24 protein-coding genes are annotated in these 23,092 nt (G+C 39.6%); 20 read left to right on the forward strand and 4 right to left on the reverse strand.

What is annotated here, in order from left to right:
* The first annotated feature begins 10 nt into the window (after positions 1–10).
* From ACE1TG_RS13200 to ACE1TG_RS13250, 11 genes are all read left to right on the forward strand, one after another.
* Positions 11–142, forward strand: a complete 132-nt coding sequence (locus ACE1TG_RS13200; protein ID WP_375052860.1) for a paeninodin family lasso peptide — start codon at positions 11–13, stop codon at positions 140–142.
* Positions 143–343: 201 nt separating this feature from the next.
* Positions 344–2,284 (forward strand): asparagine synthase-related protein, encoded by a 1,941-nt coding sequence (locus ACE1TG_RS13205; protein ID WP_375052861.1) that lies wholly within the window; start codon positions 344–346, stop codon positions 2,282–2,284.
* A 15-nt stretch (positions 2,285–2,299) separates the two neighbouring features.
* Positions 2,300–2,458 (forward strand): paeninodin family lasso peptide, encoded by a 159-nt coding sequence (locus tag ACE1TG_RS13210; RefSeq protein ID WP_375052862.1) that lies wholly within the window; start codon positions 2,300–2,302, stop codon positions 2,456–2,458.
* A gap of 77 nt (positions 2,459–2,535) precedes the next feature.
* On the forward strand, positions 2,536–3,471 hold the full coding sequence (locus ACE1TG_RS13215) for an HPr kinase/phosphorylase (protein WP_375052927.1): 936 nt from the start codon (positions 2,536–2,538) through the stop codon (positions 3,469–3,471).
* Positions 3,468–3,758, forward strand: a complete 291-nt coding sequence (locus tag ACE1TG_RS13220) for a lasso peptide biosynthesis PqqD family chaperone (RefSeq protein WP_375052863.1) — start codon at positions 3,468–3,470, stop codon at positions 3,756–3,758. The genes ACE1TG_RS13215 and ACE1TG_RS13220 overlap by 4 nt, the downstream gene beginning before the upstream one ends.
* Positions 3,759–3,778: 20 nt before the next feature.
* Entirely contained in the window at positions 3,779–4,219 is a 441-nt protein-coding gene (locus ACE1TG_RS13225) for a lasso peptide biosynthesis B2 protein (RefSeq protein ID WP_375052864.1), read from the forward strand.
* Between the two features lie 19 nt (positions 4,220–4,238).
* Complete coding sequence (locus ACE1TG_RS13230) at positions 4,239–5,426, forward strand: nucleotidyltransferase domain-containing protein (RefSeq protein WP_375052865.1); 1,188 nt, start codon at positions 4,239–4,241, stop codon at positions 5,424–5,426.
* A 12-nt stretch (positions 5,427–5,438) separates the two neighbouring features.
* A complete protein-coding gene (locus ACE1TG_RS13235; RefSeq protein ID WP_375052866.1) occupies positions 5,439–7,235 on the forward strand; it encodes an ABC transporter ATP-binding protein in 1,797 nt (598 codons plus the stop codon).
* 25 nt (positions 7,236–7,260) lie between these two features.
* Entirely contained in the window at positions 7,261–8,238 is a 978-nt protein-coding gene (locus ACE1TG_RS13240) for a metallophosphoesterase (RefSeq protein ID WP_375052867.1), read from the forward strand.
* 86 nt (positions 8,239–8,324) lie between these two features.
* Complete coding sequence (gene rlmN, locus ACE1TG_RS13245) at positions 8,325–9,398, forward strand: dual-specificity RNA methyltransferase RlmN (protein WP_375052868.1); 1,074 nt, start codon at positions 8,325–8,327, stop codon at positions 9,396–9,398.
* Positions 9,399–9,535: 137 nt separating this feature from the next.
* Positions 9,536–9,838, forward strand: a complete 303-nt coding sequence (locus ACE1TG_RS13250; protein WP_375052869.1) for an internalin — start codon at positions 9,536–9,538, stop codon at positions 9,836–9,838.
* Here the strand turns inward: ACE1TG_RS13250 and ACE1TG_RS13255 are convergent.
* Positions 9,807–10,712 carry an EamA family transporter gene (locus tag ACE1TG_RS13255; protein ID WP_375052870.1) on the reverse strand — a complete coding sequence of 302 codons (906 nt, stop codon included), beginning with the start codon at positions 10,710–10,712 and terminating at the stop codon, positions 9,807–9,809. The two genes, ACE1TG_RS13250 and ACE1TG_RS13255, sit on opposite strands and share 32 nt — an antisense overlap.
* Positions 10,713–10,893: 181 nt before the next feature.
* On the opposite strand from ACE1TG_RS13255, the gene ACE1TG_RS13260 reads away from it, so the two are divergent.
* Entirely contained in the window at positions 10,894–11,619 is a 726-nt protein-coding gene (locus ACE1TG_RS13260; RefSeq protein WP_375052871.1) for a DUF421 domain-containing protein, read from the forward strand.
* A gap of 4 nt (positions 11,620–11,623) precedes the next feature.
* Here the strand turns inward: ACE1TG_RS13260 and ACE1TG_RS13265 are convergent, their stop codons facing one another.
* Positions 11,624–12,883 (reverse strand): GGDEF domain-containing protein, encoded by a 1,260-nt coding sequence (locus ACE1TG_RS13265; RefSeq protein WP_375052872.1) that lies wholly within the window; start codon positions 12,881–12,883, stop codon positions 11,624–11,626.
* Positions 12,884–13,247: 364 nt separating this feature from the next.
* Between ACE1TG_RS13265 and ACE1TG_RS13270 the strand changes: the two genes are divergently transcribed.
* From ACE1TG_RS13270 to ACE1TG_RS13280, 3 genes are all read left to right on the forward strand, one after another.
* On the forward strand, positions 13,248–14,420 hold the full coding sequence (locus ACE1TG_RS13270) for an Alp7A family actin-like protein (protein ID WP_375052873.1): 1,173 nt from the start codon (positions 13,248–13,250) through the stop codon (positions 14,418–14,420).
* Between the two features lie 9 nt (positions 14,421–14,429).
* Positions 14,430–14,954 carry a hypothetical protein gene (locus ACE1TG_RS13275; RefSeq protein ID WP_375052874.1) on the forward strand — a complete coding sequence of 175 codons (525 nt, stop codon included), beginning with the start codon at positions 14,430–14,432 and terminating at the stop codon, positions 14,952–14,954.
* 681 nt (positions 14,955–15,635) lie between these two features.
* Positions 15,636–16,289: a DUF421 domain-containing protein gene (locus ACE1TG_RS13280; RefSeq protein ID WP_375052875.1), complete on the forward strand. Its 654-nt coding sequence runs from the start codon at positions 15,636–15,638 to the stop codon at positions 16,287–16,289.
* 19 nt (positions 16,290–16,308) lie between these two features.
* Here ACE1TG_RS13280 and ACE1TG_RS13285 read toward each other — a convergent pair whose 3' ends face one another.
* Positions 16,309–17,718 carry a Na+/H+ antiporter NhaC family protein gene (locus tag ACE1TG_RS13285; RefSeq protein ID WP_375052876.1) on the reverse strand — a complete coding sequence of 470 codons (1,410 nt, stop codon included), beginning with the start codon at positions 17,716–17,718 and terminating at the stop codon, positions 16,309–16,311.
* Between the two features lie 152 nt (positions 17,719–17,870).
* On the opposite strand from ACE1TG_RS13285, the gene ACE1TG_RS13290 reads away from it, so the two are divergent.
* Positions 17,871–18,146 (forward strand): phospholipase, encoded by a 276-nt coding sequence (locus ACE1TG_RS13290; protein WP_375052877.1) that lies wholly within the window; start codon positions 17,871–17,873, stop codon positions 18,144–18,146.
* A 74-nt stretch (positions 18,147–18,220) separates the two neighbouring features.
* Here ACE1TG_RS13290 and ACE1TG_RS13295 read toward each other — a convergent pair whose 3' ends face one another.
* Positions 18,221–19,876, reverse strand: coding sequence for a BCCT family transporter (locus ACE1TG_RS13295; protein WP_375052878.1), 1,656 nt, complete (start codon positions 19,874–19,876; stop codon positions 18,221–18,223).
* A gap of 195 nt (positions 19,877–20,071) precedes the next feature.
* Here ACE1TG_RS13295 and ACE1TG_RS13300 point away from each other — a divergent pair, with 195 nt between their 5' ends.
* The 4 genes from ACE1TG_RS13300 (at position 20,072) to ACE1TG_RS13315 (ending at position 23,081) form a co-directional block, all read left to right on the forward strand.
* Complete coding sequence (locus tag ACE1TG_RS13300) at positions 20,072–20,965, forward strand: beta-keto acid cleavage family enzyme (protein WP_375052879.1); 894 nt, start codon at positions 20,072–20,074, stop codon at positions 20,963–20,965.
* A 1-nt stretch (position 20,966) separates the two neighbouring features.
* Positions 20,967–21,941, forward strand: coding sequence for a 3-hydroxyacyl-CoA dehydrogenase NAD-binding domain-containing protein (locus ACE1TG_RS13305; RefSeq protein ID WP_375052880.1), 975 nt, complete (start codon positions 20,967–20,969; stop codon positions 21,939–21,941).
* A gap of 19 nt (positions 21,942–21,960) precedes the next feature.
* Entirely contained in the window at positions 21,961–22,440 is a 480-nt protein-coding gene (locus tag ACE1TG_RS13310) for a thioesterase family protein (protein ID WP_375052881.1), read from the forward strand.
* A 110-nt stretch (positions 22,441–22,550) separates the two neighbouring features.
* Positions 22,551–23,081 (forward strand): GNAT family N-acetyltransferase, encoded by a 531-nt coding sequence (locus ACE1TG_RS13315; RefSeq protein ID WP_375052882.1) that lies wholly within the window; start codon positions 22,551–22,553, stop codon positions 23,079–23,081.
* Positions 23,082–23,092: the final 11 nt, after the last annotated feature.

The raw sequence follows: 23,092 nt of genomic DNA on the forward strand, positions 1-23,092 counted from the left end.
GGGTGGTGATTTGAAAAAGGATTGGCAAAGACCTGTACTCGAGGTATTGGATGTAAATCAGACTATGCTTGGTGTGGATGGGGAATATACTGATGCTGCTTTTGAAGCGGGTACTCCATTTGAAGACATAACTCTTAGTTAGCAAAGATTGAATGTTGATAAGCACTTATATTGTTAAAAAGTTATAAGTGCTTACAACTTTTTTTACCATTGACATGAGGTGAAAAAGGTGGTATAAATTAATTAATGTTCTTAATAAAGAATACATAAAGAGAGGTCATTTTTATGTTCTAAGGAATTTTTTTGACTGATTTGTTCTATATAAAGGACGAAGGAGGACCAAATGAGTGCAATAACTGGAATTTTTCATGCCAACAGAGACCCTATACCATATGACCATACGAATAACTTAATGAAATCCTTCTCACAATACCCCTCCGACAATATTAACACGTGGAAAAACGATACTATTTTCCTAGGGTGCCATGCCCAGTGGATAACACCAGAGTCAATTGGCGAGCAGTTGCCATATTACGACTATGAAAGACAGCTAGCAATTACTGCTGATGCCATTATCGATAATCGGGATGAGTTGTTTACTATGCTACAGGTTGATCAAGAACAACGAAAGTCAATGCCTGATAGCCACTTGATTCTATTGGCGTATTACAAATGGGGGAAAGAAGCACCAAAGAAGCTGCTTGGTGACTTCGCATTCATGATATGGGATGAAAAAGAGAATAAGTTATTTGGTGCCAGAGATTTTTCAGGCGCCAGGACTCTTTATTTCTACCGTAACGAAGGCAGGTTTGCCTTTTCAACAACGATAGAACCATTATTCACTTTACCGTATGTTGACAAGAAACTGAATGAAGAGTGGCTTGCTGAATTTATAGCAATCCCAACGATGGTTGAAGCGGTTGATATGTTTTCGACAGTTTATACATATATCCAACAAATCCCACCTTCACATAGCATAACGGTTAAGGATGGTAAGGTTTTGCTTTCAAGATATTGCACGATTGAAGTGAATGAAACACTTAAGCTTAAGTCCAACGAGGAATATGAGGAAGCATTTCGGGACGTGTTTCAGAGGGCAGTAAAAGCTAGAGTTCGTACGCATGGTGAGGTTGGTTCACACTTAAGTGGAGGACTGGATTCTGGCTCTGTTGTCAGCTTTGCAGCACCAGAACTTAAAAAGGAAAACAAACGTTTACATACTTTTAGTTATATTCCCGAAGATTCTTTTGAAGATTGGACTCCCAATTACTATGTAGCTGATGAAAGTCCGTATATAAAGGAAACTGTAAATCATGTAGGTAATATATCGGATGACTATTTAAGTTTCGATGGTGTAAGCCCATTATCAGAAGTCGATGATTTTCTCGAAATTATGGAGATGCCTTATAAGTTTTTTGAAAATACTTTTTGGTTAAAAGGAATAAATGAACATGCCCAGAAAAAAGGGATAAAAGTGATGCTAAACGGGGCAAGAGGAAATCACTCTATTTCATGGGGGTCCATGAAATTAACGTACGATTTTTATACAGATATGTTTAAGAAGTTAAGGTGGATCAGCCTTTATAACGAATTAGACGCATACTGTGCTAATTATAATACTGGAAAGTCTGTAGTAATTCCATTTGTAGCTAAAAGAGCAATGCGCTCATTAGTGACAAAGAAGAAACAACATAATGATAATTTCCCTGTATTTATAAATTCATCATTTGCAGAAAATACGAATGTTTTTGAGAAACTTGAAGCTAATGGATTCAGTTTGTACAGCAACCCTACTAATCTAACAAAATATAGAAATAATTATTATAAACAGCTATTTGCTTGGAATAAAAGTGGGGTGGCTGAAACAAAGCTATCCTTACGATATGGAATATGGAATCGTGATCCAACCAACGATCTAAACGTCATTCGCTTTTGTCTGGCGCTACCAAATGAGCAGTATGTAACAGGTGGTCTGGAAAGATCAATCATTCGGAGGTCTATGAAGGATTACCTGCCTGATGAGGTAAGGCTGAATCAGAAGAAACGCGGGATCCAGGGAGCTGATGTCGTACACCGAATGAAAGCTGATTGGAATAGTTTAATTAACGAATTACATGCGCTTTCTAAAGACAGTAACTTTAACCAGTTTATAAACGGGAAGGTCATTAAAGAAGCATTATCAAATATAGGAAATGAGCCAAAGCAAGAATTATTGTTTGAAACAGATTTTAAGATGTTGACGCGAAGTTTGATCTTTTCCCGATTTATTAAGCAATTAAGTTAAGAAGGAGGTGATTACGTGAAAAAAGTATGGAAACAACCAATGCTTGAGGTGCTTGATGTTAGCATGACCATGAATGGACCAGGGAACGCAAATGCTGATTGTTTTGATGTTTCGGATGGGCTGGATGAAACACATGAAGGAAGATCTAATGCCAGTTGTTTGAATGGTAGTTAGGATCACTACTTAAGAAAACTGGCCCTTATACTTTCACAAGGTATAAGGGCCACCATAAAAATGGGGGAACTCACATGATGATTAACACGCTAAAAAAATTCACATACAAAGCTTTTGGCTTAAGCATTTTCAGTGAATTTTTTTTACCGGAATTGCCGCAAATAGACATGGAAGAGCATCTAGCCAGTGTGAAGGTTCATAAAGCTGATTTAACAGGATTGTGGTCTGAACTTTCCGAGACTGATAGATATTTTGTGGTGGAGAAGGACTTCACTATGTTTCATGTGCCGGATACGGCTATTTATTTAATTAAAAACGGACGGGAGATTTTCGTTTCACCCATCGAGGGTTCAGAGGAAGATCAAATACGTCTTTATATTCTCGGCACCTGCATGGGGGCTTTACTCATGCAAAGAATGGTTCTCCCATTACACGGCAGTGCACTAGTAATCGATGGAAAGGCATATGCAATTGTTGGTGATTCTGGTGCTGGAAAATCAACACTTGCTTCAGCATTATTAAAGCGAGGGTATCAGCTTTTAAGTGATGACGTGATTCCGGTGACCCTTTCTGAAGAGAATATCCCGATCGTCACCCCAGCATATCCGCAGCAGAAATTGTGGCAGGAGAGTCTGGATCAGTTTGGAATTAATTCAGAAGAGCTTCGGCCAATAATAGATAGAGAGACTAAATTTGCTGTTCCAGTTCATGAGCAATTTGCTGATAAACCAGTTCCTTTAGCAGGTATTTTTGAACTAAACAGATCAGATGTTAATGAGATTGAGGTTACACCAATAAAGAAACTGGAACGGTTCCCTACATTATTTCACCATACATATCGAAATTTCCTGATTTCTCGTTCAGGTATGATGGATTGGCACTTCAGTACTTCCGCAAACATGGTAAATAAGATGGATTTTCACCGGTTGATTCGGCCGAATTCCCAATTTACAGCCGAAAAGTTAGCGAGCCTCATTTTAACTAGAGTTAACAAGAAGGAGGAGATTGTATGATTAAACAAAAAAGCCTTTCGCTTCACCATATGGTTAGCCAAAAAGAAGGGAACATCGTAAGTGATATGGATGGAGAAAAAGTGATGCTGAGTATTCATAATGGCAAGTATTATAATCTGGGTGAAATGGGCGGCGAGATATGGGAGCTAATAAAGGAGCCAATCATCGTTCAGAATCTGATTGCTGCTTTAACCGAACAGTATGATGTCGAATATAGTGAATGTGAAGAGCAGGTCCTGTCCTTTTTAACCCTTTTACTAGAGGAAGGCATAGTGGACGCAGCCTAATTAAGAAAGGAACGACCCTTATGAAGAAGTTAGGTGTTTTTTTAAAATTAAATAGACAGTCGAAGCTGCTCTTATTTGAGTCTTATTTTTATTTAGGATGGGCGCGTATTCTCAAAGCTCTTCCATTTGCTAAAGTTGCACCTTCACTGGGGGATATTATGGTAGAGACACCGTTTACGCTGCAAACAGAAAATAAAGCCCTTTTGGCACATATATCCCAGACTATTCAGATCACTAGCCGTTACACGTTATGGGAGAGTCAGTGTCTAGTTAAAGCAATTGCTGCAATGAAAATGCTGGAACGACGGAAAATCGCAAGCACACTTTATCTTGGCACTGCAAAGGATGAGACAGGCCAATTAATCGCACATGCATGGCTGCGAAGTGGCCCATTATACATTACGGGTTCTGAAGGAATGGAACGTTTTACTGTTATCAGTAAGTTTGCCAAAAGTGTTTGAGCAGGGAGGATAACTACCAATGGTTAATAAGTTCAAGCTTGATCTAACAGCTATACCAAAGGAATTACAGCTTATTTTTGCGTTGCTAAAAAGCGATTCACCTGCTCAGCTTATAACACAAAATCCTGAACTGTTAACAGCTATCGATTGGGAACAATTCATTGATTTAACGATGCATCACCGTGTTTATCCAGTGTTAAGTTCCAAGCTAAAACAGCTGGATGACGATATAATTCCTCATCATGTAAAAAAATTCCTCAACAAGCAATATAAACAAAACACATTTCAGATGCTTTACTTAAGTGGTGAAATGGAGCGGGTGGGTAGAATGTTTGCTGACGACGACATTCCACTGATTTTCCTGAAAGGGCCTGTTCTTGCGCATGAGCTATACGGTGACATTTCGCTTCGTACCTCAAGTGACTTGGATATGCTGATTCCAATTAATCAACTTGAAAAGGCAGAAACACTTTTAGCAGAACAAGGGTATCAAAAGGATGACTATATCCAAACGGTGCTGAATGACTGGAAGTGGCGGCATCATCATGTTACCTTTTTTCACCCGCAAAAAAAGATTAAGCTTGAAGTACATTGGAGACTGAATCCTGGACCAGGAAAGGAACCGAGTTTTAATGAGTTGTGGAAGCGAACGTGTATTAGCAATCTTACCAGTTTTCCAGTTCATATTCTCAGCAAAGAAGACATGTTTTTATTCCTTGTGTCTCATGGGGCGCGTCATGGCTGGTCCCGTATGCGATGGCTGGTCGACATTCATAATTTACTGAATCAGCAAATGGATTGGCCGTTAACCAATCGTTTATTAAAAAAATACCACACACATCAATCTGGAGGCCAAGCGCTAATTTTAGTGGAACAGCTGCTAGATACAAAGCTTACGAGAGGGATGAAAGCATTAACCAATCATACTTGCCCAAAGGAATTAGCGCAAAAGGCGCTGTTTTATTATAAACAACAGGTCAACTTACATACCGATCCTGTACCTGAAGCCATTGCCAGCTATCATAAACATTATTTATTCTCGTTAATGAGTACACAGCAAAAAATAATTTTCATTGTGAGCTTTCTTTATCCATATCCAGAAGATGAGAACACTTTACCATTACCAAAGGCATTTCATTTTCTTTATTTTCCGTTGCGTCCGTTGTTGTGGGCTTGGAGAAAAACAAGAAAGCATGCTTTACCCTAGGGGGACTTTCAATTGAAACATGTCATTTACTTTTTAAAACAAATTCATGCGTATTCTGGTAAAATCCTGTATATTAACCTCTTTGCAATGATAGGTATAGGGTTGCTTGAAGGGATTGGAATAATTTTATTGATTCCCTTAATTAGTATGAGTGGGATAGTCGATATGGATGCTGGAGGATCGCCATTATTAAGCATGTTTAGTTTTCTGCAGGATATTCCAAGTTCATTTGGTTTGCCGTTAATTTTAGCGATATTTGTGCTTGTTGTTGTTGGACAAAATGTTATGAACAGGCAATTAACCGTTAAAAATACAGTTATACAGCAAGGTTTTTTAAGGCATATGCGGATGGAGACTTATCGATCGTTACTTCATGCAAACTGGGATTTTTTTATTAAGCAACGAAAATCTGACCTAATCAATATATTAACAGCAGAAATAGCACGTGCCAGTGCGGGTACATATTCATTTTTACAATTTGCTGCGTCACTTGTGTTTACGTTAATCCAAATTGGGCTTGCATTCTGGCTATCACCGAATATTACAGTATTTGTTTTACTTTGTGGATTAGTACTTATCTTTTTTAACCGGAAGTTTCTTAAACGATCGCTTGCTTTAGGGAAAATGAACTTTGAACTCGGAAGAAGTTATCTTTCAGGTATTACCGATCAGGTTAATGGGATCAAAGATATCAAAAGTAATACATTGGAAGATTCGAGATTAGACTGGTTCGGCTCGATAACGGAAAAGATGCAAGACCAGCACGTGGATTATACGAGATTGAAATCAACCTCGCAATTATATTATAAAATTGCATCTGCTGTGCTAATTGCTGCATTTATTTATATTGCGGTAACCATGTTTAGCGCACAGGCAGCGCAACTAATGTTGATTATCGTCATTTTTTCAAGGCTTTGGCCAAGAGTTGCAGGAATCCAGTCTTCCATGGAACAAATTGCAACGACGATCCCGTCCTTTAAAGCTGTAAATGCGCTCCAGAAAGAATGTGAGACAGCTAGAGAATTTGCGATGGGTGGGAATCAGAATGTCCAGCGTCTTGCTATTAGAGAAGGCTTGCAATGTGAGGGTGTTTATTTCCGATATAACCAAAATAAACCCCACTATGCGTTGCAGAATATCAACTTAAGCATCCCCTCCAATCAAATGACCGCATTTGTGGGACGTTCTGGTGCAGGAAAAAGCACATTAATCGATTTACTGTTGGGTCTTAACCAGGCCGAAAAGGGACAGGTGTTAATTGATCGAGTGCCCTTAACGAGTGACAACCTTCTATCATTAAGGCGCTCGATTAGTTATGTGCCACAGGATCCGTTTCTGTTTAATACGAGTATAAGGGAAAATTTGTTGTTAGTAGAACCTGACGCGAATGAACAGCAAATGTGGGAAGCATTGGAATTCTCCTCAGCTGCTGAATTTGTCAACGGACTTCCAGAAGGTATAGATTCACTGATTGGTGATCGTGGGATTAAGTTATCAGGCGGAGAACGTCAACGTCTTGTATTGGCGCGTGCAATACTGCGTAATCCCTCTATTCTTGTGCTGGATGAAGCGACAAGTGCACTTGATACGGAAAATGAAGCGAAAATCCAGGAAGCGCTGGATAGGCTTAAAGGGAAGATGACCATTATCGTAATTGCGCATCGTTTGTCGACCATTCGGAATGCGGATCAGGTTGTTGTACTTGACGAGGGGGAAGTTATCCAAAAGGGTGGATTTACGGAGCTGGCCAGGGAAAAAAGAAGCACATTCAGCTATTTATTGCAAAATCAGACAGAAGTAACACAATAATAATGAATATTGGGGCGGGTTATCATTGAGGAAGATTGGAGGCAAGATCTTACTAGGGGTTTTACTCGGTATTTTCATCTTTATTGGTTATATAATTTGGGATAACAATCGAATTACCGTCACAGAGAAAGATATCGCAATTAATAATATGCCAAAAGAGCTTGATGGCTTCCGGATTCTTCAGGTTTCTGACCTGCAGGAAAAAGAATTCGGCAACAATCAGAAGCGCTTAATCGATGCTATTAATGAAATTGACTATGATGCGATTGTTTTTACAGGAGATATTCTCGACAGCACAGAAAGCACGAATTACAAGTCTTTTTATTCAATAATTGATGGTATAACAGATAAACAAAATGCCTGGTACGTGCCAGGGAACGATGACCCCTATAGTTATCAATTTACCCCGGGCATTGAAAAAAGTGAGTTCGTTAAAGGTATGGAAGAAAGAGGCGTTGAATTATTAGAGTCTGTTGAAACGGTTAAACTGGAAGAGGCTAATATTCATTTTGTTAACTTCGAGTTGTCGATAATAAGCAGTCCTGAATATGTGGGATCAAGTGAAGGAATTGTCACACCACCGTATCATTCAAATGAGAACTATCTTACATATCAAAAACAGTTATGGCAGGAGATGAAAATCCTTAATGATATAAAGGAAGCGGATGTTGTAATTGCACTTAACCACTATCCAGTGGCAGATAACCGTATTGATTTTATCCAAAATAACGAAAAAACAATTTGGAGGGACTATGACCTGATAATGGCAGGACATTATCATGGGGGACAGTTTCGACTGCCATTTGTTGGGGCAGTTTTCGTTCCAGAGCCATGGAATACAAGCAGTTTTTTCCCATCAAACGATCGTGTAAAAGGACTGTGGGAGTATAAGCAAACAAAGCAATATGTCAGCGCAGGATTAGGAAGCAGTGATGCTTTATCTTTTTTAAAGTTTCGTTTGTTTAATCCACCGGAAATCAATCTTGTAACCCTGAAGCGATGATTAGAATGTTTGTATTTGCGACGTTGCGATTGATGCAGTAATATAGTACAATATAAGAATTGCAATGTTTGAAATGAGGGTACAAAATGAGTAAAACATCCATTTATGGACTAACATATGAACAATTAACAGACTGGTTAATGGATAATGGTCAACTGCGATTCCGTGCCGATCAGGTGTGGAACTGGCTTTATAAAAAACGCGTCACAGCGTTCTCTGAGATGAAAAATGTGAACAAGGAAACGATCGCACTTCTAGAAGAGAATTTCGTTCTTCACACATTGTCAGAGGAAATCAAGCAAGAATCAGCTGATGGTACGATAAAATATTTATTCAAACTGTCAGATGGTAATATTATTGAAACGGTGTTAATGCGTTTCAATTATGGTTTGTCTGTTTGTGTAACGACACAGGTAGGCTGTAACATTGGCTGCACATTTTGTGCGAGTGGTCTATTGAAGAAGAGCCGCGATCTTTCCAGTAGCGAGATTGTCGAACAGATCATGAATGTACAGAAGCATCTTGATGAAAAAGATGAAGGCGAGCGCGTCAGTCATATCGTTGTTATGGGAATTGGGGAGCCATTTGATAACTTTACAAATCTGATGGATTTCATCAATGTCGTGAACGATGATAAAGGCCTTTGCATTGGCGCAAGACATATCACCGTATCAACAAGTGGTATTGCAAACAAAATTTATGATTGGGCTGATGCAGGCACACAGGTTAACCTTGCCATCTCATTACATGCACCAAATAATGAACTCAGAACACGAATCATGAAAATAAACAAGGCATTTCCAATTGAGAAGCTCATGGACTCTGTTGATTATTACCTGGAAAAAGTAAATCGCCGCATAACGTATGAGTATATCATGCTGAAGGATGTAAATGACCACAAGACTGAAGCAAGACAGCTTGCTAAACTGCTGGGTGATAAGAAGCACCTGACATATGTGAATCTAATTCCATATAATTCAGTTGATGATAACCAATATCAGCGTAGTGATTCAGAAACAATTCAGGCGTTTTATGAAACATTGAAACAAAACGGCATTAACTGTGGTGTTCGCTGGGAAAACGGAGCAGACATTGACGCAGCATGCGGACAGCTCCGAAGCAAACAAATCAAGAAAAACAAAGAGAAGAAAACCGTATAGTGGTGCCTGTAACTCCCCGGTTTTTGTCAAATCGCGTCGAATATATTATCAGTATAAGCATGAAAAACCAATCGTCATTATCCGGCGATTGGTTTTTTCATTGGATAGGAAATTATAAATTTAAGTGCTGTGGATAATTGGACTCCAGAAGGAGAGCAGCATCCAAACGGGAGAGAGCAGCACCCAAACGGGAGAGAGCAGCACCCAAACGGGAGAGAGCAGCATCCAAACGGGAGAGAGCAGCACCCAAACGGGAGAAAGCAGCACCCAAACGGGAGAGAGCAGCATCCAAACGGGAGAGAGCAGCACCCAAACGGGAGAGAGCAACACTCAAACGGGAGAGAGCAGCACCCGACCATTGGGAGATGCAGAAATTTGTTCTAGAGTCTTTAAATGAAGGATTATGTCCTAGTCACTTGCTGAGTGTTTTCTACTGTTAACCCGCATATTCCCTAATTCATTCAAGATAATAGCAAGAATAATCAACGATGTACCCACCCATTGTACAAGTGTGATGGATTCGGAAAGTATGATACTCGCCGATATAATAGCTACTGGTAATTCAAATGAACTAAGTATATTGACGAGACCACCTGAAATCAGATGCGCTCCAAGCGCGAAAAATAATGGTGGCATAACAGACCCAAATAGGGCAACCCCCACAGTTACCATCCATAGAGACCCATCAGTCACTGGGATAGACGGTATATCCCTTATGAAAATCAAAAGTACCAGTACGGTAGAACCTGTAACCATCAACGAACTACGGACCCAGGGATCAACCTCTGTTGCAACTTTTCCGCTGAAATTAATAAATCCTGCATATGTAAATGCCGCAAGAATACCAAATACAAACCCCATCGCGGGCAATTTTTCCAGACTGCCATTTAAAATATTTGAGGCAAAAAACACACCAATTAATATCAGAGCCATTGCCGCTAATGTTACCATTCCTGGTCTTACTTTACTTAAAATCCATTCAAATAGGATTCCAATCCAAACGAATTGAAATAATAATATAATTGCTAAGGAAGCAGGGAGGAATATCATTGACCCATAGTAAAAAATGCTCGTTAGTCCGACAAATGAGCCCGTTATCATAATCTGTTTCATGTTCTTTTTGTTTAATCCCTTGAATGATGAGCCCTTTGCTATAACAATGCCCCACAGTAAAAAAAGGGATATAAGCATTTGGACAATATTTATTTGCCCGAGTGTATAGCCGTTGCTGAATCCTAATTTGGCAAAAACCGGCGTAAACCCAAAACTGCCTGCACCTATTAATACAAATAAAATTCCCTTCTTATCGCCCATCTGCTACGCCTCCTACTTTAAGCATAACAATGATAACACAGTTGGTTAGTCTATGGCTGATAGACGCTTTTATGAATCTTCTATAAAGATGTATGAATAGGGCTATTGCAGGAAAGAATGCTAGTATCATATTTTTAACCAAAATCTATTGCAGAATAGAGTATGAGTAAGGGGTATAGCCATGCTGGAAACATTGAAAGATTTGCTTATCATTCTTGGCAGGATTGTTACCATTTTGCCATTACTGCTCTTTGTAACAATCTTTATGGGTAAACGTGCGATAGGGGAGTTACCAATATTTGATTTTCTGATTATCGTAACTTTGGGTGCTGTGGTAGGTGCTGACATAGCAGATCCGAATATACACCATCTTCCAACTGCATTTGCAATTATTGCTATCGCTATACTTCAAAAAGTTGTAGCTAAATGGAAAATTTCCAACCGAAAAATTGGCAAACTGCTGACTTTCGAACCTACTATCGTTGTACAGGATGGCAAACTGTTGCATAAAAACATGAAGCAGATGCGTTATTCCATTGACAATATCCTGCAGATGCTGCGCGAGAAGAATGTATTTGACTTAAATGAAGTCGAGACGGCAATCATTGAAGCGAATGGTTCACTAAGTGTATTGAAAAAAGCATCAAATAATCCAGTTACTGCACAAGATTTGGACATTGTCAAAACTACCTCATCGATAACCTTTCCAGTTATTGTAGAGGGAAATATATATTCTGGTGTACTGCACCGTTTAAATCTGGATAAAAGCTGGTTGATGGAACAATTATCCTACAGGAATATTGACAATTTAGACCACGTTTTCTATGCCTCCATTAATTATGAGCACGAGCTTCAGATTTCACTAATGGATGAACAGGATGTACAAGTTCCCCCAATCCGACATTAAGTACTCATTCCGAATATCTCACAGACAATGGAAGATCAACCATTCCATTTTTTACTGAGACAAGGTTCTTACCGAGTTCCTTTGAACGAAGTAATAGATGGTCGGCATAGATATAACCCTTTTCAATAGATAGATACTTACTAGTTTTATAGAAATATAATCCAAATGAAGCTGTGTATGAAATGGATACGTTTTCAGAATGAAATTCCGCTTGTACTGGGCTATTCACTACACCATCTCGCATTTGTTCAACAAGTACCGAGCATTCTTCAAATGTTCTGTTTCTCAAGAATATCGTAAATTCTTCACCACCTGTTCTGAACAGGAAGTCTTGTTCGTTTAAGTGGCCATGCAATGTTGTTGCAAAGCTTTGTATAATCTTGTCACCAACAGCGTGATTATAATTATCATTATATTGCTTAAATTTATCTATGTCCGCAACAATTATCCCCAAATATTCACCAGATAAATTAAATTCCTTCATTTTCTTATCCATAAAGGCACGGTTGTAAACCTCTGTCATAAAGTCGGTATACGCCATTTGTTCAAACTTGTCACGTTCTACTTTATGTTGAATACTAAGCGATTTATCGACAAATGAACGACTAACTAAATAGTTTAAGATAAATAGAGCGATAACCATTTGCCAGCTTTCTGATTGCAAGAATACGAACAGGAACCCGTTCGAGAAAGCTATTTTACCCAAATCCGTTATACTTCGGCTTTTAATGAAGTTAATTGCTTCTTTCGGGGATCTGATATCACCGAAAAAATAGGATATGGTTATTAGATATATATCTGAAAGAAGGGCAACAACCATTGCCAGCAAAATAATTAGCAGCCAAAATCCAAATGGAATGCTTTGAAATTTGGGATAGAGATTGAAAAACAAGTAAAAGGCAATGGTGTTATTAAGTGCGAACGAGCCTATATTATAAAATGTATGTAAAAATTCATCCGGATCACCAGTTTTTGTCACTCTTCGAATGATATATACAGTAAAACCGTAAAGAGCTTCATAGATAAATAGTCCAAGAGGTCCAGCGAACAGACCAATTGACATACTATAGGAAACACCGTAATCCATATTTAACTTGCCGTTTGATGAATTTACTCTCAGATGTGTGTATAGGGTTGAGAAGAGCCAATACAATGCAAGGGCCTTCATATATGTAGAGGTATCAATTGAAAGTGGTCCTGACATTATTGCCAGAACGAAGGAAGTTAAGAATAGAATGATGATGAAGATTTTGACACGCAACATAGAGTGCCCCCCTTTATAGATGCATAGGACTTACAACCTATATAATAATCTTTATCATACCATAACTAGCTTTTTTATGGCAGTTAAGAAAGTATAATTTATATAAACAATTTATCAATAAGCAAAGTTTTTTAAGTTTATTTAGAAGTAAACAATTATGTATACAAGTAAACAAAAAGAACACATTTTGTTTACATAACCGTTTACATGTACACGAAAGCGAACGCACGCTGGAATGTTGGTGATTGCAATATTGAAAACATGTATACAAGAAAGAATACGATAAAAGTCCGATTGCGTATTTCTAGTAAATCTATTAACGTTATACTTGCAAGTTCATTTTCACGAGAGGAGAAATACAAACATGACAAAATCAAGAATTGCAGCAGTCGATGTAGGAAATGATGCATTAAAAGCAAACTTTGGAAAAATGGAAAGTAATTGCTACATACCAAATGTAATTGCGAGGGATATGGAGGACCGGCCGGTTATTGGGATTGAAGACCTCGATAAGAAGGATCCAATAGATAACCTGCATATTCGTGTCCACTCCCCTGCCCTGGAAGAAAACAATGCGGTATATCGAGTCGGTAATCTGGCAACAAAGACGAATAATTCAACAGAACTTGATCCAGGAAGCAGCAAATCGGAGGAAGACCAGACATTAATTATGCTATTTGCTTCTATCGCTTTTGACGCAGTAACCAGTAATGCGTTTAAGGCAACAAAAAAAGATGTGATTGATGCCAATTATACACTTGGGACAGGACTTCCATTACGAGAGGTTAAGGAAGGAAAAGATGTAGGGTACCGTTCCCAATTACTTGGTTCCGTCCATCAGGTTGAGTTCTTGGTAACACCGCAACACCAAGGGAAAAAAGTAAATATTAAATTTGATGAAGTAAAAGTTTATCCGGAGGGATTTGCAGCATATGTAAATCTGATTATGGATAATGATCTTAACGTTATTAATAAGGAATTAATTGATAAACAAATTCTGATTCAGGATATAGGCGGACTTTCAACGGATATCGCTGTTATTCGCAACCGGAATGTTGACGACGATAAAGCACAAGGTTTTCATCTTGGTGTGGCAGAGTCGCTTGAGGAGATCCGTGAAGAAATTCGAACCAGACATGGTGTAGAGCTCGACAGCCGACGTGATGTTGTTGATATTATTACACGAAAGAATGATCGTCATCACATCATGGTAAAAGGAAGTCGGACAAACGTTCATGACATTACTGATCGAATATTGTTGGAGCTCGCTAAGAAAGAATATCGTTATCTACGTAATGTATGGCAAAAGAATTCCCAGTCGGAAATCTGTTATTTTGTTGGTGGCGGATCGGCTGTTCTGAAAGACTATCTGAAGGCACTTAATAACAAGCTTGATGGCTACAATCTGGACTTTTTTGAAGATGAAAATGAGAGTATCTGGATGATGGCTAATGCATATTACAAGTTAATAACTGATTTTACAAATAAAAATGCTCCAAAAGAAGTAAAGGAACAAGAAACAACGAAAGAAAAGTAGGGTGATAGTATGCGAGATTCCAAAAAAAGCATCGAACGCGGGCAGTCGATCACATTTCGTGTCCCGTCAGATACACCTGATTACCTATTAAAGCAACTGCAACGACTAAAGGAAACGGAACGCCGGAATTTTTCAAGTGAAATCGCACAATATGTGCTTAGAGGCGTTAACGAGACCTTTGCAAGAGAACGGGAAACATTAACGGTTCCACTTCCAAAACAATTGACCAAAGAGCAGAAAAGCTGGTTGAAGCATGAGCATTCCGAAGCATTAATAGGCAGTATCTTATATCAGCTGCTCCAGGATCCCATGCGCGCAACAACCTTGCTGGCGTCATTAAACAGTAATTCCCGTGATGTGGAAGAGGCGCTTTATCTACAGGAAGAAGAAACTGCTGCCTCAAATGAAGAACAGGAAATAAATTTAGACGCGGTGGATTTGGATAAATTAGATGAACTTCATCAGGAAAAAGAAGAGCCTGATGAAGATGAGGAAGACCCATTAGGCGATTTTTTCTCGAAAATGAATAAATAACGGAAGAGGCCGGAAGATATTAAAATTTCCTACTTTAAAGAAGAATAACAACAAGATAGGATGTTAAGAACGTTCATTTTCATGGTTGGAACTAATGCGTAGTTGATATATAATGCGACATAAATTAAATATTTAGTGTGGTTCCCTAACCGCGCAGTTGGAATATACTCGCTTTCCGTGGGCTCACCACGAGCCTCCTCGCTCGCAAAGAACGCTCCCTGTGGGGTCTCTTAGGATCGCTGTCCCACAGGAGTCTCGCATATTCCATCTGCTGGTTTAGATGGTCTAAAATCTGTTTATATCATCACAACATGCATTTATCTTTATTGAATAAGAGAGCAATACCCAGCGTAGGAAATACACGTAGACTCCTGTGGGAGCTGAGGCCTAGATGAGACTACGCAGCGACGTAGGAGCAAGGAGGCTCATCAGCCGCCCACGGAAAGCGAAGTGTATTTCCGAAGCGGCATAATAACACTCAAGCTTTTTTAAAAAAGGACGTCGCATCATATATCTTATCAGCAACAAATAAATCCGAACGAATTCGAATTCTATTTCAAGGGTTTGAATCTTAGTTCGGATTTTACTTTGACTAGAATACTTTTGTTACTGTCTCTTTTCGTATAATAAACACCAATCATGTCAAACTAAGCCTATCAAATGATAAAGGAGCTTGGTTTGATGGAGCTTGATTGGATTTGGAAGGCAGTGCTTATTGTTTTCGGCGGAACATTCCTATTAAGGTTTGCAGGCAGAAAGTCTATTTCACAAATGACGCTTCCGCAAACAGTAATTATGATTGGTATTGGCTCACTGCTTATACAGCCGGTCTCTGGCAATAACATATGGGAGACGCTTGCTGTAGGGGCAGTACTGGTTTTTACATTATATTTAATGGAATATGCACAAGTTAAAGGAAATATATTTGAAAAAATTATTACTGGAAAATCCAAGGTTCTTATCAAAAATGGGCAGTTGCAGGAAAAAAACCTTAAAAAATTAAGGCTAACCGTTGATCAGCTTGAGATGAACCTGCGTCTTAAAAATGTATTAAATATAAGTGACGTAGAGTGGGCAACATTGGAACCGAATGGTCAGGTAGGATTCACATTAAAAAAAGAAGCGCAGCCAGTAACAAAGAAAGAATTTCAGCAGCTGGCAACCGATATACAGGAAACGCTGAATCAGTTAGCGCCAAGTAAGGAACTTCAAAAGCTTAATCAGCAATTAACCCAACTGAACACCCAACTGACACAAGTAACCAACCAGAAAGATATATTTAACGAATTGGACAAAGATAATCCGAAAACACCCTCGCCAAAACATTTACAATAAGGCGAGGGTGTTTTATTGTTTATACAAAAAAGAACCCAGCGGCAAGATATAACCCAACAGCAATACCTACACCAATAGAACAAATTTTTAATTTATAGCGCGCATATTCGACTAAAGGCATCTCTAGGATGGATGCAGTTGTTATGGTTGTGTCGCCAAGTGGAGATGTCATCGCGCCAAATGATCCACTTGCAAATACAGCCCCGACCGTCAAAGGAATTGACGCCCCTGTTGATACAGCCAGTGCTATTCCGAGCGGCATGAATAACCCCCATGTTCCCCACGATGATCCGATAAAATAGGCAACAACCGACCCAAGGAGAAATATGATAGCAGGAATTGTAAAGCTTGGTAAAAAGGACCCAAGCGTTGAGCTGATAAATTGTGAAAATCCGAGATCTTCTGCAACGAGTGATAATGCCCAAACGAGTACAAGCAGAATGATCGCTTGCATCAATTGATTTCCTCCATCGAAGAAGTGAAATATTGTTTCACTTAAGTCCTGCTTACGTATCATGTAAAAAACAAAGGTGATTATTAGTGTAATAAATACCGCTAGGAGCATAACAAATGTTGCATCGGCCTCTGAAAATGCCTGGAAAACAGTGTCCGCACCCTTAGCAACACCATCTTGCCATAAAAGAAATAACGACAGTCCCAATAATAAAAATAAAGGTACAATCAGGTTCCATGGCTGTGCTTTTACCATCGATAATTCCTTCTTAATTCCTTTACGGTGGTAGTTTTCTTCATCATTTGATTTCTTTTTTTTAACTTCTTTCTCAGAAGATGACCAGAATGTTCGAATCAGCCCAATGATCAACATAACAATGGCAAAAAAGTTAAACGGAATACTGAGCAGGAAAATTTGATATGGATCCATATCCAGATTATGTTTCTGGATTCCACCCTCGACAAGCGAGACCATAAAACCAACAAATGCTGTCGCCACAGGTAATAGGACAATTACCGAACTAGTCGATACATCCATTGTGAAGCCGACCTTTCGCTTGGAAATCTTCAATTCACTCATCAGCGACTTAACCACTGGACCAATCATCATAATCCGAAACATCGGCATCATGAATGTGAATGGAAGTGTAAGCCAAATCAGGCTTAACAACCCACGTTGCGAGTCTATTTTTTCGCCAATCCACTCAGAAAAACCCTTAATTCCACCTGAGATATTCATCATGCCTATAAGTCCGCCAAATAAATAAAGAAAGGCAATAATCTTAATGTTATTTTCGTCTGATAAAGTCGTTACGATATATTTTACCGTTTCCTGGGACCCGCCTAACACACTGAATTCAACAAGCAACGCTCCAACGAGGAGACCAAGCACAAGTCCTGGCAGGATTTTTTTGAGCCAAATGGACAATCCGATAACGATTATAAATGGAATTAAGGATAACCAAGCATGTTCCACTGTAAAACTGCCTCCTTCCAGAGTTTCTTTTTCCACTAGACTGAAATTTCATTCTGTGCTAATTAAAGTATTAGGTATTCAAACAAGCCAATTGTCTTTGCCACACATAAACTAAAACTATATATTAATCCAGTAAGTTGGGAGGCAAAATTATGGGTAAAAAGAACAGGAACTTACGTCCGCGGTTTTGTCTGTTTCCAGGATACAGATGGTGCGGGCCGGGATGCAGTGGCCCGGGTGCACCAGTTAACGCGGTTGATGCTGCCTGTAAAGAACATGACATGTGCTATAGAAAGTATGGTCCATCATGTAAATGTGATCAGGAATTTCTTTACCGTCTTCGCCCTCTAATCAACCCTTATACCCAACAAGGAAGGCATGCCAGAACACTTTATTACGTAATGAAAATACAAACACTATTTTGCTAATAAAAAAGCATTTTATCCAAAAATAGGGTGCCCCTTTAATTCATGCAGAGAAGTCGTCTCTGCATGACTATGGTCTATTTATCATCATTTCTATTTTTATTTATATCCTTACCTTCCAGGGCTTCAAGCGCGGATCGACGTTCTTTTTTTCTTCGGCGAAGCTCTTTTGTCTCACGATGATCAATGTGAATGGTTGGCGGTTCATAATCCTTGGATGCCCTTATATCCTCATTAGATGCTTTCATAAATGACCATGCCATCAATGCCATGATGAAAATGACTGGAAATCCAGCAACAATACTGGCTGTTTGCAGCGTCTTGAGATCCCCGACAATCATCAGGACAAGCGGCATCAGACAAAGTGTGAATGCCCAGAACAGGCGATTCCAGCGGAGTGGTTCCCCCTTCACTTCCTTCTGCACAACAGCAGACAATATATAGGATGATGAATCGAAAGTCGTAGCTAGGAAAATAATTGCAAGAATGGTGAAAAGGGTAACCATGATACCGGACATTGGAAGCTGGCTCATAATGGCAATAATAGCTGCAGGCGCACCATTATTATTCATGAAACTAATGACGTCAAAGCTTCCGGTCAGATGCAGATGCAACCCATAGTTCCCCATAATTCCGAAAAATAAAATACAGCCTATTGTTCCATACATCATCGTACCAAATATCATTTCCTGTATCGTTCTTCCACGAGAGATACGAGCGACAAATAAACCTACAAATGGCGCGTAAACAACCCACCATGCCCAATAGAAAACAGTCCAGGCTTCTGGGAATCCTGTTTCGGTAAATCCGCTTATATTTCCAAACGGTTCCAGCCAAGTAGCCATTTTGAAAAAGTTATCGAAAATAAGACCGATACTGGTTAATGTTGTTTCACTAATAAATAGGGTTGGGCCAAAGATAAACATAAATAATAAGATGAAGATGGCAAGCCATAAGTTAATATCACTTAATACTTTTATTCCGCGACGTAAACCGGAATAGGCGCTTATTGCAAATATAGCCGTACAAATGAGCATGATGACAGCTTTTAAAGTTAGGTTCACGGGTAAGCCAGTAATAGAATTGACACCTTCAGCAATCATAGGAGTACCAAGTGCAAGTGTTGTTCCTGCACCACCCATTAGTCCGAACATGAAAAGGACATCGATAACAATCCCAAGTGGTGTATCTACTAGTCGTCCAAGGACAGGCCTAACTGCTTCACTTATTTTCAAAACAGGTTTTTTTCTTACGTAATAAAAATATGCGATCGGCAGAGCAGGAAGCGTATAAATTGCCCAAGCGATTGGGCCCCAGTGGAAAATACCATATGCGGGTGCCCAGTTTATCGCCTCACGGGAGCCTCCCTCTATGCCAAACGGCGGACCTTGATAGTAGTAGGCCCATTCGATCATTCCCCAGTAAAGAATGCTCGAGCCGATCCCCGCAGCAAAAAGCATTGCTGCCCAGGATATTGTTCCAAATTCCTTTTCGGCATCTTCATCGCCAAGTTTAATACGGCCGTTTTTACTGAACGCAACAAAGATTAAAAATACGAAAGCTGCCAGTCCGCCCAATAAATAGAGCACGCCAAAGTTCCCTGTCATGAAATCATTTGCAGCACCGACTATCTCTTTACCCACTTCCGGGAAAGCAGCAAGTGGAATGGAGACAGCGAGGAGTAATATTAGAGCACCTATAAAGGTGGGCCAGTCAATTAAATTTTTGTTCATATCGATATCACCCTTTCTACAGATAGCTTTTCTATAACTTAGCAGGATATACACAATCATTAATCTTTCTAAAGAAGTTTTTATAAGACGCAGTTCCTGTTTATGTCGAGGAAGATAATAAAAAAGTTAAATTAAGTAAACAGTATAAGCAGGAAAGAGAACTTTTTAAGATGAACAACTGTTAGGAGGAAATACATGAATAAAAATGTCATCTTATCATGTGCAGTAACAGGTGCGGGAGATACCACATCAAAAAACCCGGATGTACCTGTAACACCAAAAGAAATTGCGGATTCATCCATTAAAGCGGCAAAAGCAGGTGCAACGATTGCTCATGTTCATGTACGCGATCCAAAAACGGGTAAGCTCAGTCATGATGTGGAACTTTTTAAAGAAGTGGTGGAACGAATACGTGAATCAGATACTGATGTGATTATTAATATTACTGCCGGGGGCGGTGGTGATTGGGTACCAAGTGATGCTGATCCTGCTAAAGGCGGTGAGGGTACCGATATGCAAACCCCTAAACAGCGTCATGAGCCTGTGGGTATACTGCTGCCTGAAATTTGTACGCTTGATTGCGGGAGTGTCAATTTTGGAAATCAGGTTTATGTCAGTCCTGCAGATTGGCTGCGCAAACAAGCAAAGCTAATTCAGGAAAGTGGTGTTAAACCAGAACTTGAGTGCTTTGATACCGGACATGTTCGATTTGCCAATCAACTGGTAGATGAGGGGTTGATTGATGGTGATCCAATGTTCCAATTTTGCCTTGGAATCCCGTGGGGAGCTGATGCTGATGCGGAGACACTGGCATATATGAAAAGCCGTATCGCGGATAATGCTAGCTGGGCAGCGTTTGGTATTGGACGAATGCAAATGCCAATGGTAGCTGAATCAGTACTTCAGGGAGGTAACATACGTGTTGGACTGGAAGATAATATGTATTTGAAAAAAGGCACGCTGGCGACGAATGAGCAACTGGTAGATAAAGCAGTTGGAATCGTCCATAGCTTGGGAGCAGAAATCATGACTCCACAGGATGCGCGAGAATTATTAAAATTACGTAAGCAAGACGGGAAGACGGTTTAACATGGCCAGGGAGGATACATCACAAATTAAAAACATTACAATCGTCGGAACTGGTGTCATTGGAAATGGCTGGATTACACGATTTTTAGCGAACGGCTATCATGTTACAGCAACAGACCCTGACCCAACTGCAGAAGGGCGAATGCGTGATGCAGTAGAACAAGCCTGGCCGGCAATGGAGAAGATGGGATTGAAAGATAAGGCCTCACTGCATGACTTATCATTTGATACAGATCTTGAACGTGCTTTGCATCATGCAGATTTTGTGCAGGAGAACGTACCTGAGCGTGAACAGCTTAAACGAAAAGTTATCGCTGAAATAGATCAATTCGCTCCTAAAGAAACAGTGATAGCGTCAAGTACATCCGGCATATTGCCAAGCACTCTCCAGGCCGATTGCGCCCATCATCCGGAACGCGTAATTGTTGCGCACCCGTTTAATCCAGTTTACTTAATACCACTAGTAGAACTGGTTGGCGGCAGTAAAACAGAATTATTTTTTATCGAAAAAGCAAAAGACTTTTATGATAAAATAAATATGAAACCACTTGTTGTCCAAAAAGAAATCGAAGGGCATATCGCCGATCGATTAATGGAAGCTATTTGGCGTGAATCACTTCATATTGTTAACGATGGTATTGCTACAACGGAAGAAGTCGATGCCTCTATCATCTATGGGCCTGGATTACGGTGGGCATTAATGGGACCATTTCTGACCTTACATATGGGAGGCGGAAAGCAGGGTATGCGTCATTTGCTCCACCAATTCGGACCTGCTTTACAGCTGCCGTGGACAAAACTTGTAGCACCAGAGTTAACCGATGAACTTGCTGAGAAGGTCATCACTGGATGTGAAAAACAGACCGAAGGCGTTGACATGGATAAACTTGAAGAACGCAGAGATCAATTCTTAATTGAACTGCAGCAATTACTGGATAAATACTGGCCTGGGGCGAATCTTACCGGTAAACTTTGATAGAAAGAGGGAGTTTGATATGGGAGAAGCAAAAGTAATTATTAATGATCAGGTTCCAGAAGCTTGGATTGACTATAATGGGCATATGAATGATGCTGAATATGTTCGTGCATTTAGCTTTGGCGTCGATCGATTTATGAAGCTGGTTGGAATTACAGATGACTATCGCGAAAGTAACCACTATACGGTTTTTACAATGGAAAATCACGTTTGTTATCTTGCTGAAATGAAACTGGGTGAACCGTTTGAAGTGCATCTGCAAATGCTTGATTATGATGAAAAGCGTGCACATGTTTTCTATGAATTGTACGGGGAAAATGGAAAACGTGCTGCAACAAGCGAGCAAATGCTGATGGGAATTGACCAAACGTCAGGAAGACCTGCACCTTTTCCAGATGAAATTTTTGCAAAGGTTAAAGTTTTAGCAGCTAATCATACTCCTGATGAAAAGCCCAAAGAAGCTGGCCGAGTCATAGGGATACGAAGCAAGAAGAAGTAAATCTATGGACGTTGCTCATTCGAGTGGCGTCTTTATAAATTCGTTGGAAAGTTTGAAAGTTCCCTTTATACTAAAGCAATACAATTAATTATTAGGGGAGTATGTGGAAAATGATTGAGTTAAAGCACTTTGAAAGTACGGATTTCCAACAGCTGATCAATTGGATTAACACTGAAGAATTTTTATACCAATGGGGTGGTGCTAATCAATTTGAATTCCCTTTAAGTGAAGACCAATTATCAAACTATATTCAGCATGCGAATAGCGAAGACTCCGATACATTTGCATATAAAGTTGTGTATAAAGAATCAGGAAATACGATTGGTCATATTTCACTAGGAAGGATAGATAAAGTCAACAATAAGGGACGAATCGGCAGAGTATTAATTGGTGATAAAAGTGTGAGGGGACTAGGGATAGGTCAGAAAATGATTAGAGAAGTTTTAAGGATTGCCTTTGAAAAGCATAAATTGCATAGGGTAAGTCTTGGTGTATATGATTTTAATACCTCAGCAATTGCTTGCTATGAGAAATCAGGATTTACGAAGGAAGGGTTACATAGAGAAGCGGCAAAAGTTGGAAACGAATATTGGAATGTATGGGAAATGAGTATATTGAAAAACGAGTGGTTTAAGAAATAGACAGGTTAGGG

Source organism: Virgibacillus sp. JSM 102003, assembly GCF_041949995.1.
In the GTDB taxonomy this organism is placed as follows: Bacteria; Bacillota; Bacilli; order Bacillales; family Amphibacillaceae; genus Lentibacillus.